The sequence below is a fragment of the Ruegeria sp. H7 genome, assembly GCF_056532945.1.
Window position 1 is genome coordinate 1 of sequence record NZ_JBQFNZ010000011.1, and the last position, 14,808, is coordinate 14,808.

At 57.2% G+C, this 14,808-nt stretch carries 14 protein-coding genes; 3 read left to right on the forward strand and 11 right to left on the reverse strand.

The genetic code is table 11. The annotated features are described in order from the left end of the window. Positions 1–182, reverse strand: a 182-nt coding sequence (locus ACR0AC_RS18920) for a GntR family transcriptional regulator (RefSeq protein ID WP_480875357.1), incomplete at its 3' end; no start/stop codon positions are given. 78 nt (positions 183–260) lie between these two features. Here ACR0AC_RS18920 and ACR0AC_RS18925 point away from each other — a divergent pair. Beyond that, positions 261–1,325 carry an AbrB family transcriptional regulator gene (locus ACR0AC_RS18925; RefSeq protein ID WP_480875359.1) on the forward strand — a complete coding sequence of 355 codons (1,065 nt, stop codon included), beginning with the start codon at positions 261–263 and terminating at the stop codon, positions 1,323–1,325. On the opposite strand, the gene ACR0AC_RS18930 is transcribed toward ACR0AC_RS18925, so the two are convergent. The 5 genes from ACR0AC_RS18930 to ACR0AC_RS18950 form a co-directional block, all read right to left on the reverse strand. After that, positions 1,294–2,274 carry a D-2-hydroxyacid dehydrogenase family protein gene (locus ACR0AC_RS18930; protein WP_170456740.1) on the reverse strand — a complete coding sequence of 327 codons (981 nt, stop codon included), beginning with the start codon at positions 2,272–2,274 and terminating at the stop codon, positions 1,294–1,296. The two genes, ACR0AC_RS18925 and ACR0AC_RS18930, sit on opposite strands and share 32 nt — an antisense overlap. Next, complete coding sequence (locus ACR0AC_RS18935) at positions 2,271–2,507, reverse strand: hypothetical protein (protein WP_170456743.1); 237 nt, start codon at positions 2,505–2,507, stop codon at positions 2,271–2,273. The genes ACR0AC_RS18930 and ACR0AC_RS18935 overlap by 4 nt, the downstream gene beginning before the upstream one ends. Positions 2,508–2,557: 50 nt before the next feature. After that, positions 2,558–3,646, reverse strand: coding sequence for a 4-oxalomesaconate tautomerase (locus ACR0AC_RS18940; protein WP_170456745.1), 1,089 nt, complete (start codon positions 3,644–3,646; stop codon positions 2,558–2,560). Positions 3,647–3,656: 10 nt separating this feature from the next. Continuing rightward, on the reverse strand, positions 3,657–5,687 hold the full coding sequence (locus ACR0AC_RS18945) for a tripartite tricarboxylate transporter permease (RefSeq protein WP_170456747.1): 2,031 nt from the start codon (positions 5,685–5,687) through the stop codon (positions 3,657–3,659). A gap of 76 nt (positions 5,688–5,763) precedes the next feature. Further along, a complete protein-coding gene (locus ACR0AC_RS18950) occupies positions 5,764–6,852 on the reverse strand; it encodes a tricarboxylate transporter (RefSeq protein WP_480875363.1) in 1,089 nt (362 codons plus the stop codon). A gap of 139 nt (positions 6,853–6,991) precedes the next feature. Here ACR0AC_RS18950 and ACR0AC_RS18955 point away from each other — a divergent pair, with 139 nt between their 5' ends. Continuing rightward, a complete protein-coding gene (locus tag ACR0AC_RS18955; protein WP_170456751.1) occupies positions 6,992–7,660 on the forward strand; it encodes a response regulator transcription factor in 669 nt (222 codons plus the stop codon). Further along, positions 7,657–9,024: a sensor histidine kinase gene (locus ACR0AC_RS18960; protein WP_480875366.1), complete on the forward strand. Its 1,368-nt coding sequence runs from the start codon at positions 7,657–7,659 to the stop codon at positions 9,022–9,024. The genes ACR0AC_RS18955 and ACR0AC_RS18960 overlap by 4 nt, the downstream gene beginning before the upstream one ends. Positions 9,025–10,019: 995 nt before the next feature. Here the strand turns inward: ACR0AC_RS18960 and ACR0AC_RS18965 are convergent. The 5 genes from ACR0AC_RS18965 to ACR0AC_RS18985 all read right to left on the reverse strand — a co-directional run bounded on the left by ACR0AC_RS18965 (position 10,020) and on the right by ACR0AC_RS18985 (position 14,785). Next, entirely contained in the window at positions 10,020–10,883 is an 864-nt protein-coding gene (locus tag ACR0AC_RS18965) for a sugar phosphate isomerase/epimerase family protein (RefSeq protein WP_170456752.1), read from the reverse strand. A gap of 14 nt (positions 10,884–10,897) precedes the next feature. Next, positions 10,898–11,788: an NAD(P)-dependent oxidoreductase gene (locus ACR0AC_RS18970; RefSeq protein WP_170456754.1), complete on the reverse strand. Its 891-nt coding sequence runs from the start codon at positions 11,786–11,788 to the stop codon at positions 10,898–10,900. Between the two features lie 150 nt (positions 11,789–11,938). Next, positions 11,939–13,219 carry a TRAP transporter large permease gene (locus tag ACR0AC_RS18975; RefSeq protein ID WP_480875370.1) on the reverse strand — a complete coding sequence of 427 codons (1,281 nt, stop codon included), beginning with the start codon at positions 13,217–13,219 and terminating at the stop codon, positions 11,939–11,941. Between the two features lies 1 nt (position 13,220). Beyond that, positions 13,221–13,724, reverse strand: coding sequence for a TRAP transporter small permease (locus ACR0AC_RS18980; RefSeq protein WP_170410378.1), 504 nt, complete (start codon positions 13,722–13,724; stop codon positions 13,221–13,223). Between the two features lie 65 nt (positions 13,725–13,789). Then, entirely contained in the window at positions 13,790–14,785 is a 996-nt protein-coding gene (locus ACR0AC_RS18985; protein WP_170456758.1) for a TRAP transporter substrate-binding protein, read from the reverse strand. Positions 14,786–14,808 lie beyond the last annotated feature (23 nt).

The window sequence follows — 14,808 nt, forward strand, 5'->3', positions numbered from 1 at the left end:
GCCTCCAACTGCCTTATCGCCTCGCGCACCGGGGTACGGCTGACGCCCAACCGTTCCGAGAGCTCAATCTCACGCAGCCGGTCGCCGGGCAAAAGAGTGCCCTCGCGAATCTCGTCCAGCAGGCGCTGATACGCAGAATTGCCTTGTGGGCCAGGCTGTAACGGGGCGTCATGAAGGGTCATCGCAGGTTCTCTTGTTATATTGCATCCAGTTGTATACATATGGATATATTATAAGTCAACGAAGCTGGAACGCTTACCTTGCACAGCCAAACCGATACCCCCTCTTTTCTGACGAAACGGGCCGTCACGCTCGGCCTGGCGGTGTTGGGCACTGGGGTATTTTGGGCGCTCAACCTGCCGCTACCTTTTCTGTTCGGGCCAATGAGCGCATGTTTGATTGCAGCTCTTGCGCACGCACCGATGGAAGGCTTTGGACAGGTCTCGGTTGCCGCCCGCACTATACTGGGCGTGGCGGTAGGGGCATCGATTACGCCGGCTCTGTTTGCTGAATTGCCGAAAATGGCCGCGTCAATTGCGCTGATCCCGTTCTTCATCCTGCTGATCGCGCTGGTAGGTGTGCCATTCTTTCGCAAATTCTGGGGCTTTGACTCCACAACGGCTTTCTACGCAGCCATGCCGGGCGGTTTGCAAGACATGATCATTTTTGGCACTGAGGCCGGGGCCAATCCGCGTACCTTGTCCTTGATCCACGGTACGCGCGTGCTGATCATCGTGACGTTGGCCCCCTTGTTCCTCACCGTGTTCTATGATGCCCAACTCACCAATCCGATTGGCGAGCCCGCGCACAACCTGCCAATACATGAATTGGCGCTGATGGTTCTGGCCGCCATTGTCGGCTGGAAAGGCGGAGAGCGGATCGGCCTGTTCGGGGCGTCAATCCTGGGGCCAATGATCCTGACGGCAGCCTTGTCACTGGGCGACTTCATTCATACCCGACCGCCTCGCGAGGCCATCCTTGCAGCGCAGTTTTTCATTGGCTGCGGAATTGGTGTGAAATTCGTAGGTGTCACATGGGTCGAACTACGCCGGGTAGTGGCAGCGGGCTTCGCCTATGTCATTGTCCTTGCCGTCCTGGCAGCCGCTTTCACCGCCGTTGTCACCACCTTGGGACTGGGCCAACCTGTCGAGGCGTTTCTGGCCTTCGCGCCCGGTGGGCAGGCAGAGATGACGGTGCTGGCCATCGTCTCGGGCGCGGATTTGGGCTTTGTGATCACCCACCATCTGACAAGGATCGTGTTAGTGATCATTGGTGCGCCCATCGCCGCAAACCTTATTCTGCGTTGGTCCAAACCTCGGGGTTGATCATGTGGATCGGAGCGCCTTCGGCATAGGCGTTCACCTGATCGAAAATATCCGCGAATTGCAGGTCGAACTCATCCTCAGTGACAAAGCCGATATGTGGGGTCGCGATCAGGTTGGGATGTGACAAAAGCGGGTCGGTCGGATCAATCAGTGGCTCGGAATCGAACACATCAATCGCCGCTTTGCCGGGGCGACCGACGTTCAGCGCCTCAAGCAAAGCACCAGGTGCGATCAGCCCGGCTCGCGAGGTGTTCACAAACAGCGCCTCCGGCTGCATCTGTGCGAAATCCGATGCGGTGATGATCCCGCGCGTATCCGGTTTCAAGCGCACATGGACCGAGATAACATCGCTGCTGCCAAAGAACGCTTCACGGCTGGGCGCGACCTGCGCGCCATCCGCCTGCGCACGCGCCCGGCCTTCTACGGATGACCACCAGACCACATTCATCCCAAAGGCCTCGGCATAACTTGCAATGGCGCGAGCAATGCGGCCATAGCCATAGAGCCCCAACTGACGCCCCCTCAGCGTCTTGCCCACGCCCGCCTGCCAGTGCCCTGCTTTGACCGAGGCCATTTGTGCGGGCAAATTCCGCATCCCGGCCATGATTAACGCCCAAGTAAGTTCGGCTGCAGCATAAGACGGCGTCCCGCCATGCATGTTTGAGCACAGCAGCACGTCGTGATCTGTGCAGGCCTCAACATCGACATGAGGATAAACGCTGCGCTGGCTGATCAGTTTCAGGTTTGGTAATTTCTCCAGCAAGGCGCGGGTGACTTTGGTACGTTCGCGGAACAGGACAAGCACCTCTGCGTCCTGCAGTCGTTCGGCCAGAGTGTCAGCGTCTTCTACATGATCCGTCCATACCGTCACCTCATGAGCGGTGAGTTTCTCAAAACAAGGCAGGCCACGCAGCGTGCCAAACCAGTCATCAAGAATGTGGACCTTCATCGGCTTTCTATACCCTGCTCGGTGTTCAGTTTTCTTGGCGTCGGGACAAAATGCGGTGCGTCAAGGGCGGCCAGAGCGTTTCGGACCCGTTCGCTTTGATCCAGCAGATGGTTGAACTGCTCATCACACCCGGCGATCGGCGTTGGGTATTCTGCCATATCTCGCCGCAAGGCCGCTTGCGCCAGCTTTAGTTCCAGACGCGCGATACCGAGGCATTCCGAATAGTCGACCATCGTGACCTCCTCTTTTGTATACCATAGTATACTTTATGGCTGCCACCTAATCAACTCCCGTCCCAAACAGATTGCGGCACATAAACATGCCCGTCAGCCAACTTGCGCGCAGTTCGAACTAAGCCCGCCGCGTTCACGGTGAAACCTTCGTCGGTAGAGAAATTGACCAGCACGTCTATTTTGCCCGAGGCGTGTTCCAGAACAACTTCGGCTGGGCTTTTAGTGGGGCGATCCAGCAAACCGTCGGCGACGGTTCCGGGCGTCAAAGCACAAGACGCCATGCATTGCGCGCCGGTGACCGCCATGGTCGGGTGGGTTTTCCACGGCATGAAATACCGCACCGCAAGCGTTCCGCACTCTCTGGCCGGAGCAACAAGGCCGAACTTAGGGGTGACCGATTTGGACACATCCCCCATACCCATCCGCTGGCCTGCTTCGATCCTAACGGCCTCCATCCGGTCAAAGAACGCGCGGTTTGCGTCCAGCTCCTTGGCGCTCTCATAGCCCGTCAATCCGAAATCTGTGGCGCGGGCGATAGCCATCGGCATAGCGACATCCATGCAGGTCAGTTCGACGCCCTGAACTGCATCGCGCAGGTTGCCCGTAGGCAGGAACGCTCCGGTGGCCGAGCCCACCACGCCCATGAAACTCAACTGCACCGGCGCTGAATGACCGGGAACGCCGGCGATCTCCGCATCACCCTCATAGGTCAATTCGCCCCCGGGTGTATTCACCTTGGCCACGACCCGAGCCCCAGTGTTGACGGCCCGAATGCGAACTTCAGTTTCATCGCCCTGCGGTTTGAACAGGCCCATCTCGATAGCCGCAGGGGCAACCCCGGACAGGATGTTGCCGCAAGTCGGTTTGAAATCGACCAGCTTGTCCTCGACCGAGACCTGAGCGAAGAAATAGTCGATATCGGCCCACTCATCCTCACTGACCGACAGCATCGCGACTTTTGTGGTCACCGCCGCGCCGCCGCCGATGCCGTCGATGTTCAGCGACTGCCCGGAACCAAGGGCGGCTATCAGCACCTCGGCTAGCGCGTCCAGATCCTCGGGCAAATCCGAGCGACGGAAATACGGGCCTTTCGACGTGCCGCCACGCATCAGCATATAAGGGATTGCGGTTTGTGTCATTTTGAACCCCTCACTTCAACGGCCAGGGCAGGCTGACCATGTCCTGCAACAGACCCGGCGGGAAATCGCGGTTCAGAGCGCCCGCCATCAGGCACATGAACCCGATGCCGCAGGCGGTCAGGATCAGAGTCATCTGCCAGCTGGACCCGGCGCGGATACGGAGAAAGGCGATCAGGAACCCTATCAGGGCGAGGATGAAGCCCACCACCCACGTGGCCGCGATCAAACTGGCGAACCATGCCAGAGTGGACCACAGACCGTGGGGTGCGCTGGCGTCTTCACCGGCGATTTCCTTGTCGGCAAAGATCGCGTCACCCTCGGGCCGCCGCATCATCTGGATCAGAAGGATCACGCAACAGAACAGCGAGACGCTGCCGATCACCAGCGGGATGATCTTGTCGGTCATATTGTAGTCGGGGATCATGTTGGCGTTGACCAAAGCGACGATCAGATAGGCCATGATCACCAGCAGAAAGATAAGCGGCGCGCGTTTGGTACCGGCCTGAACATCACCCTCGGCCATGATCATCTTGGCCTGCCGGATACCCAGAATGACCGAGACGACTGTGACCACGATCAGGACGATCACGATGGGGCTGAAGACATACTCCATCCCCTCGCCAAAGCTTTTGCGGAACCGGAATGAGGCGATCTGGAACGCCTGATTGGTGAACTTCTCAACCGGGTTCGACAGAACGAAACCGATCAGGAAGGCGGGGCGCGACCAGTCGAAGCGGCGCAGGAAGATGCCGATCAGCCCGATCACGAACAAGGCCAGCAGGTCTTCGAAGTTCTGACCGGACTGGAACGCCGCAAAGCTGATCAGCATGAACAAGAACGGGGCCAGATAGGTGAAGCGGATGGTCGTCAGCTTGGCGATCCCGCCCGATGCCGCGATGCACAAGATCGTGCCCACGACGTTGGCCAGCGCCAGCAACCAAACGATTGAATAGGTGATGTCGAGATTGTCTTTCAGCATGCTTGGACCGACCTCGATATCGCCAGACCCCAGCAGGGCCACCGCGCCGATAAAGATCGCCATTGAGCCGGAACCGGGAATGCCAAACAGCAAAGTTGGCACCAGCCCGCCGCCCTCCTTGGCGTTGTTTGAGCTTTCCGGGCCGATGACTCCGCGCACTTCGCCTTTGCCGAAATTGCTTTTGTCCTTGGTGGATTGAACCGAATGGCCATAGGCGATCCAATCGACGACCGAACCACCAAGACCGGGTATGACGCCAACAATCACGCCAATGATCGAACAGCGGACAGAAAGCCAGATATTGGCCGCCCAGTCTTTGACGCCGTCCAGCCAACCGGCGCCCAGTGAGGCCCCTTTGGCAATCGACCGATCTTGACGCAACAGCGATACGATCTCGGGCACGGCAAAGATGCCCAAACCGACGATGACCAGTTTCAGGCCATCCGTCAGGTAGGGAATGTCATAGGTCGCCATACGGAGTGAGCCGCCCGCGTCGGCCTCACCAATGGTACCGACCATCAGGCCCAATCCGGCGGCGGCGACGCCTTTCAGTGGGATACGCCCGGCAAGGATCGCAACCATAGAAAGGCCAAGAATTGTGATCATCAACATCTCGGGCAGACCGAAGGCAAGAACGATAGGCCGCGCGATCAGGATGAACATAGTCAAGAAGGTCGCGCCGACCAGGCCGCCGAACAAGGATGAGGAAAAGGCAGCCGACAGCGCCCGCGCGGCCTCGCCCTTTTTGGCCATAGGGAAGCCGTCCAGCACCGTCGCTTGCGAGGCGGAACTGCCGGGAATGCCCATCAGGACGGACGCGAATGTGTCCGAGGTCGGCACCACCGCCACCATGCCGATCATCAGTGCCAGACCAAGGATCGGGTCCATTCCAAACATGAAAGGCAGCAACAGCGAAAGGCCGGCAATGCCTCCAAGCCCTGGGAAAACACCTACAGCCAGCCCCATAACGACGCCGAGCACAAGATAACCCAATACGATAGGTTGCAGGATAAGACCCCACGCGTCACCAAGCGCAGGTAGAGCGGTGGCGAAAACCTCCATAGCGGCCGCCTTTCATTAACTGTTTTGTATGTAGAGAAACGCGCGCCCTTCGTTGGGCGCGCGACGACGTGTCAGCTTAGTTCAGCTCGACGCCGTAGGCCTCTTTCAGCCAGTTCAGGACGTATTGCTTGGCATTGTCGTCCACATTAGTCGCCGTCTGCAGAGCAGATTTTGAGCCTTCGCCGACAAACACAGGATACTTACCAACGCGTTTCGAGGAGATATCAGCAAAATCGCCCCGCTCGGTCACAGCTTGGAACGCTGCGGTGTATGCGTCCACCACTTCCTGTGGTGTGTCCCCGGGCAAGAACGCCAATTTCTGAACCGGGAAGCCCGCCACGAAGAAGGCTTTCCACGCATCCCAAGCCTCACCACTGGTTTCGCAACCATCTGTGGCCTCGCAAACCTCTTTAAAGGTCGGAATATCCGGGAATGTCGGGTCGCGCACGATATTGCCATCTGCATCCAGCGCGCCCCACGTCATCATCGGAACGGCCTGACCAGCCTCGACCAGCGGGGCCGACCCGCCCAGATAACCGGACGAGGTCTGGTAGTCGATATTGGCCTCACCGCGTTCGAACATCAGGCGGCCATCACCGCGACCCTTGATGCCAAAGACCGGCTCCACATTCATACCCAACATCTGCCACGCCAGCAGCGGGACCAGATCCAGCCGGGTCGCGCCCTGCGAGCCGTAGATGAAATTGGTGTCTTTCAACGCATTGGCAGAGCCATCAAACTTGGCGCCATCCTCGGCCTTCAGATAGGCAACGCCACCGGTACCCGACGCCATGACAGGAATCCAGTCATTGTATTCATAGCGGACGCGCGGGTCACTCAGCAGATAGGGGAATTGTGTTGAACCCGACGTGCCAAACAGCAGGGTGCCATCGTCGTACTCCTGCTCCTGAAACCAGTTCGCACCTTTGGTCGATCCTGCACCGGGCATGAACTTGACTACCACAGTCGGCTGACCCGGCAGCGCCTCAGACAAAAGCGGCGCGAAGAAGTTGGCCCATTTGGCCGACCCGCCCGTTTCCGAGAACGGAATGACCCATTCGATGGTCTTGCCCGAGAAATCGACCTCGGCAGCGGCAGGTGCGGCGAGTCCGGCGGCGGCAATCAGCCCCACGACGGCGCGACGGGTGAAGTTGGAAATGGCCATTGGTTCCTCCCTGTTGACCAGACAACCACGTCAGCGCCCTCCGCACCACCGTGATTGCAAATAGAACTGTGGGGTTGATTCCCCCTCCCATCTGGCAATCATGGAGCGCCAACCTTGCGCGAAACTTGCAGGAGCCCGAATGCGGATCGTCATCGTCGAGGATAACGAGACCCTCGCCAACGCCATTGCCTATCGCCTGCGGGACAGGGGCCATGCCGCTGACGTGCTGACAGATGGTGTCGCGGCCGATTTGTATCTGGAACAGGAAGGCGCAGACCTGATCGTTCTGGACATCAACCTGCCGGGTCGGTCAGGGCTTGAGATCTTGCGGTCCCTGCGCAACCGGGGCGACAGCGCGCCTGTCATCCTGCTAACCGCACGTACCGAGACCAGCGACCGTGTTTCCGGTCTGGATATGGGCGCTGACGATTACCTCGTGAAACCCTTCGAAATGGACGAACTCGAAGCCCGCATCCGCGCGCTGTCCCGTCGCAAACAACTGGATTATGGCGCGCGCGAGACCATCGGAGATCTTGAGTTCGACCGCACCGCCCGGCAGGTGAGCGCAAAGGGCCAAATTCTCGATGTGCCGCGTCGGGAAATGGCTGTGCTTGAATGCCTGCTGGAACGGCGGGGCAGGATCGTCCCCAAAAGTCAGTTGACCGATTACGTCTACGGCGTGGGCGCCGATGTCGACGATTCAGCCGTCGAGCCGCATGTGTCACGACTGCGCAAACGCCTTCAGAACCTTGGCATCCGGATCAAGACCGCCCGTGGCCTTGGATATCTGCTAGAGGTGCAGAAGTGATCCGGCACGGCTCACTCAGGCTCAGGCTTTTCATTCTGATCCTGACGCCATTGGTGCTGCTCGCAATCCTGCTTGGATACTGGCGCTACACCGTGGCCCAGAAAACGGCGCAGGAGTTATTTGACGACAGCCTGCTATCCGCCGGTCTGGCCATTTCGCGCGACGTGGCTGTGTCAGAAGGCGATGCCTTGTCGCCCACCACGCGCAGCTTGATCCGCGATGCGTCAGGCGGGGAGATTTTTTATCACGTGACCGGACCCGGTGGCATCTACGTCACAGGGTATGCATATCCTCCGGCCGCTGCAAACCCGTCAGAGCAAGACGCATACCAGCCGCAATTTTTCGAAGCAGTTTATCGGGATGAGTCGGTGCGCGTGCTGAAAATGACTGAGCGGGTCACGTTGGATAACCTGGTGGGCGATGCGACAGTCACAGCGTGGCAACGCGTTGCGGACCGCAACGCTTTTGCCAACGAACTGTCGATCCGCGCCGCGATCCTGATGGGTATTCTGCTGGCCACCCTTGCCGTTGTCGTGTGGTTCGGGGTCGCACGCGGGTTGCGCCCCTTGCTGGATTTGCAGGATGCGATCGACCTACGCTCACCTGACGACCTGAGCGAAATCAGACGCCCGGTCCCGGTCGAGGTTCATGGAATTGTTCAGACGTTGAACCGGCTGTTTGGACAGGTCGAGCACAGCATCAACGCCCATCAGGTGTTTATCTCAGAAGCCGCGCATCAATTGCGAAATCCGGCGGCTGCGGTCCAGTCCATGGCTGAGGCATTGCGCGATGCAAAAACAGATGAGGACAAAGACAAACGGATAATCGAGCTGGTGGCAGCGGCAAAGAATTCGGCTACAGTGGCGGAACAACTATTGTCACTGGAACGACTGCGGCAACCTACGCATCAGGATCAGATGGACAAGATTGATTTCCGTGCGGTTGTGGAAGAGGCCTGCGCTGACATGGGCGTTCATATCCTCACACAAGGGATCGATTTTGAAGTCACATTGCCAGAACCAACAATCTTGGTCTCGGGAGATCGGATCTTTTTGGCAGAGGCTATCAAAAACCTGCTGGACAATGCGCTTAAGCACGGCGGCGCTGAACTGAGTCGAATATCAGTTGTACTGCGTTGTGACGCGGGGAACGTCAAACTAACCGTATCTGATGACGGAACCGGCCTTTCACCCGACCAAAGCGAAGCCGTTTTCAGTCGATTTTCGCAGCTGGAATATTCCGAAGGTAGCGGTTTAGGGTTGTCGATTGTCTCAGCTGTCGCGAAGCGTCACGGAGGAGTGGTCGCAATCAACCAAGTCGAGCAAGGAGCAAGCGTTACGCTCGAGCTTCCCATAGCCCTATAGTTTGTTTCTATTTCTGCCCGGAACCCGAAACCTTTCATAATCAAAGAGAATTATTGCGATTACAGCGAATGACCGGTTTCCGCCAGTTTCATTAGAATAACAATGCGTTCTTGCGCAAACAGTAAGGGCGCAGCCTGCTCCGCTGCACCTGCTTTGGGTCATCGGCATATGGACAATCCAAACGCCTCTGGCTGTAAAGGGTAAGACGCTGCCTTCCCACTCGGGCAACCCTATTAGACAACACCGTGTCCTCGGCTACGCCTGCGGGCCGCACCACTATTGTCGAATAGCATTGCCTCGCCCCCATCCGCGTTCGCCACGTGGCAGATCAGCAGGAACAGGCGCTTTCGGCGTCTGATCTGCAAATCAGCCCTGATTTTCCCAAAAAGAAGTCAGGATCAATGAGATCGGTCCAGGTGTTAGATGAAGGAAGTGAGGCGAAAATGGAAAGGTTCTGTCGCTGGTGGCAGAACTATGTGTCGCCTTACACAAGCACTGTGGAACGTCACTGATTCCTGACTCAATCGGCGCACAAAACCTCAATAAATGGGCAAATCACGTCATTCAATTCTGACCCAAACGTCAAGCATTTCTGACCCAATACCGGTAGCCCCTATTTATTGACACTGCGGCCAAGGTGTGTGGAGAGCCCATTTTGACAAATGCTGCGCGCGCACGAGCGACTTCGAAGCTCTGATTGCTGCCTTGGGTCTGCGCAAGGATCACACCTTGTAGAAGCCAACCAGACTATCTCCACGCTACGGTGCGGTCCGCCTAAGCTGCCATTGAAGTACTGCGACACAATCGCCGAAAGAGAAATTTTTTGTGGAAATTAATGCGAACTCTCCTCAATCGTCACGCAGAACTAGATCTTTTGACAGTTATTTGGTTTTCACCGAAAAACCAAAACAGACCCGCCTGAGGACGGGTCTGTATTTCGGCCGAACGATGTTTTGGGAGGAACATCGATTGGCCGTTTTGGTCTCGCCAGAGGTTCAACCAAAATGCTCTTTGAAGCGATCGATACAGCGGCGGAAACCGTCTTCGAAATTTCCGTTACCGGGATGGTAGACACTTTCGAATGATATCACCCCATCATAGGCGTCGGTTTTCAGAGCATCCGCCATCGGCTGAAACTGATCGGCCAGTTGGCCTTCGCCCATTTGTTTGACCGTCAATGTTGCGCGGGGCGTGTCGACTTGAACGTCCTTGATGTGGATGTGCCCGAGATAGCCATCTTTTACCTCGTCATACCCAGCAGGAAACGCTTGTTCGTGACACCAGCAATTGTTGGCCGGATCCCAAAGTACCTTTAACGTGTCTTTGGCATCCAGATCATCGATCAGCTTACGGGCGGTGTAATTCGAATTCACCATGGTCCCGTTGCCCGTTTCGACGACCAAAGTCACTCCGCCGTCCTTGGCAACGTCAATCGCCGGTGCAATCAGGGGCAGCATCGCGTCCCATGCACCCTTGGCGACGTTCCATTTTTCTGCACCTCCGGACCCCCACAGAATCTGCTCTTTCTTCGGAGTCATAATGCGCACCAATGGGCCGCCGACCACATGCGCCATGTCGATGACGCGCTTCAGAGCATCCATATGCTTGCTATGCAGGTCGTCCCCTGGTTTGTTCGCCCCGGTCATTCCCGCGAAGATGTGGCGCGACAGACAGGATACAGGCTTGCCCCGATCCCGAAGCAGCGCGTCAATTTCCCTGATCTCATCCGCAGAGTGATCGCCAACCTCCGTATCGCCGACAAATTGCAGTTCGGCATATTCGAGGTCAAACTCATCCATCACATCGACCGCGTGTTTCAGGTCGCGACTGATGCCATCACAGATAACGCCAAGTTTCATGTTCTTGTCCTTTCTCAGCGATGCAACTCAGCGCCGACAATGTCTTCGATCACGCGGGTGCAGGCCCAGTTGTCGCCATCGGGGAATTTGGTTTTGCCAGCATGGAAAATCTGCATGGCAGATGAAGCAGTATGCATTGGAACGCCGAGCTCTTCGGCCAGATCCAGTGAGATGGTCAGGTCCTTGTGCATGGTGCCGATGCCCGAGCCAGTGTTTTCGAATTTACGGTCGATGATGTTCTCCAGCGCTGTGTTGGTGCATCCGCATCCCGCGCCAGAGGTCGAAAAGACCTTGAACAGGTTTTCGCCCTTCACGCCCGCCTTGGCGGCAAGAACCGACGCCTCAAATGTTGCCGAAAAGATTGAACCGATCAGAGTCTGCAGACATGCTTTTACGGTCTGACCTTGGCCGGGCCCGTCCCCTACGCGGTGAATGGTGGCCGAGACCGCCTCCATCACTGGTTGGAATTCGTCCAGTACGGTATCAGGGGCCGCAGCCATCATGGTAAGAGTGCCGCCCTGCGCACCCGGAAAGCCGCCAGAGACAGGGCTATCGATCAGGTGAATGCCAGAACCGGCCACGGCCTCACCAATCTCGCGGGCTTCACGCGGTTTGATCGTGGCTGTCAGAATGACCGCCCCGCCCTGCGCCATGTGACGGACCAGACCGTCTTCACCAAGAATGACAGCCTTGGCCTGGTCGCCATTCATGACCATGACATAGACAGCATCCGCGTTGGCCCCCACATCTGCCACGCTGGTAGCAGGCACTCCGCCCATTTCACCTAGCGTCTTCAGTCGCGCCTCACTCAGATCAAACCCCGTGGTTTCGAACCCGTTTTTGATTAGGTTCCTGGCCAGCCCGCTGCCCATGTCTCCCAATCCTATGACACCTACACGTTGCATAATTGTCTTCCTAATGTGTCGCCCGGCTTGGCCGGCGTTGAGGTTTGGCGCCCATAATTTTTTGGGCGTCGATGTGTGCGGGGATTTCAGGCTTTGGCTGACCAAGGCCGGGCAGGTCCGGAAGACACCCCGCTGCCCAATTCTGTGTCGTTACGGTCCCATCACCGCGTCCGGTATCCACATAACCAGTTGCGGGAAGATCGCGATCAAAATCAGCACCACCACATTTGCCAGCAGGAACGGCGCGGCCCCGACGAAAATCTTTCCGATCGGCATACGGCAGATCGCAGCGCAGACATTCAGGCAATTTCCTACTGGCGGTGTGCATGCACCAACCGCGAGACCCGAGACCATCACCACACCAAAATGCACGCCGGAAACGCCCAGCTTTTCAGCAACCGGCAACAGAACCGGTGTCAGTAATAGAATGGCGGGACTAACGTCGATGAACGTACCCGCCATCAGGATCAAAATGGCTGTCAGAACCATGAAGGCGACCGGGCCAAGTCCGAGGCCCGAAACGAAATCGGCCAGTTGATTGGGTACACGTTCCAGCGCCAGTACAGTGATGAACACCTGACTGAACGCGATGATCATCATGATCTTGGCCGACATGATGATGGCGTGGCGCATGGCTCCAGGCAGTTCTTTGAGAACGCCGAAGCCGACGATGAATAAGCCGATGATCAGGCCATATACTACCGCAGCTCCGGCAGTCTCGGTCGGGGTCACAAAGCCGAAGACCACCGAGCCCACGATCAGGATCGGCATCAGCGCCACGGCGGCAGAACGTCTGGTCTGCCGACCGGCTTCAGCCAATGTGAACGGTACGTCTTCGGTCGGGTAATCGTTCCTCTTGGCCAGCACCCACACGACGATCAGCTGAAGTAAACCAACCATGATGCCGGGAATGATCCCGCCCAGAAACAGGCGACCGATGCTTTCTTCCGCGGCGACAGCGTAGATAATCATCGGCACAGACGGCGGGATGATCATGCCCATGGTGGATGAGGCCACCGTGATCCCCGCTGCGAAACTCTTGGGGTATCCGCGTTTTTCCATCTCGGGGATCAGAACGGACCCGATGGATGCGGTGTCGGAAGCGGAGGAGCCAGAGATACCGCCAAAGATCATCGAGCCAACCACGTTGACCAGACCCAAACCGCCCTTCAGGCGACCGACGAAGAACATGGACAGATCCAGTAGCCGCCGCGTGATGCCCCCGGAATTCATCACCAAGCCCATCAGGATGAAGAAGGGCAGTGAAACCAGCGGGTAGTTGTTGATGCCAGAAAAGAAGCGCTGCACAACGAACCCAGTCGCCGCAGGAGCCTCGATCAAGAAATACGCCAGCGATGCCAACCCCAGCGAATACGCAATCGGAACGCCGCAGACCAACAATATTCCAAGTGTGGCGAACAGGATCAGCATGTCAGTCCTCCGGCATCCAGAGAACATCGATGGAATCCCGACCGCCCAGTGTCAGAACCACACGAACGAAGCAGTAGAACACGGCAATCGAGCAGGAGATCGGAACAATGATGAACACATAAGCCTGAGGCATCCCGAAGGGTTGCCACATGTTTTTGCCTGGCCCTGCGATCCAATCGATGGACAGCCAGACCAAAGCCGCGTTCATCACTCCCACAAGGACAAGCCCTGCCACGTAGAAGGCCATTTTGACGTAGTAGGGCATCATGTCGATGAAGAATGTGATCGCGATATGCTCACGCTTCGTAATCGCCACGGCACCGCCCAAGGCCGAGGTGCAAAGAAACGCGATCTTGACCTGTTCGTCGACGCCGTAGATCGCCATGTCAAAGGGGCGCATCAGGACTTTGGTGACGACAATCACCAAAAACACCCCAAACAGCACGACCATCAGCGCTTCGATAACGCGCGTCAGTACACGGTCAATTGCAGAGAGCGTATCCATAAACCGGTTCCGTTAAAAAGGGACTCCGGGCGCAGAGTTAAGGCGCCCGGAATTGCCGTTTCAGATTAGCCGCAGGACGCCGCTGCAGCACGGGCAGCGTCAATATCATCCATCGTGAAATGACCTGCGTCGATCATCTGTTGATAGACTGGCGCAACGGCTTCCTGGAAACCCGCCAGGGCTTCGGGCGTCAGTTCGTTGATCTCCATGTGCTTGCCGAGTTCGCCGACGATGTTCGTTTCAGCATCGCGATACAGCTTGTCTGACATCGCCATCGCTTCGACCGCAACCTCGTCAAAGGTGGCCTGTAGGTCTTCGGGCAAACCGTCATACCATGCCTTGTTGACGATCAAAGGATCGGGGCCGGTCATGTGGTTCGACAGCGTCAGATACTTCTGCACTTCGTGAATATTGAAGTCCCAGATATTTTGCGGCGGGTTGTGCTGCCCGTCGATCACACCTTGTTTGAACGCCTGATATGCTTCAGAAAACGGCATGGCGACCGGAACAGACCCGATGGCCGTGCCCGTGGCGATCATCAGATCAGATTGCGGTTCGCGAATGCGCAGACCTTGCAGATCATCAACCGATGTTATTGGCTGAACGTTGTTGGTGTAGGCCCGGAACCCTTGGCTGATACCGGTGGCAGGGATGTGATATCCGTTCGCCTCGGCACGGGCCTGAACGCCCTTGGTGAAATCCGAACCCACCAGACATTCCATCTCATCCCAATTCGCGACGAGGAACGGCAACTGGTACAGGTTGAATGCCCCGGACGCGTCGGCAAAGAAACCGCCACGCGTGCCCTGCAGCAAACCGGCCGTCACCTGATCCATCATTTCACGCTCATTACCAAGCGCGGCACCAAAGAAATTCTCGACTTCGATACGACCGTCCGTACGTTTTTCAAGTTCGGTCTTGAACCAGTCCATGGATTGCGAACGGATCGAGGTTTCTGGCTGCTCATTGCCATATTTAAAGGTGAAATCCGCCGCCAGTGTAGTATTGGCCGTCATTATTAGGCCGGTTACCCCGGCCAGTAATTTAGCTGTGTAGGTCATGCTATCCTCCCTGAACGGGACTC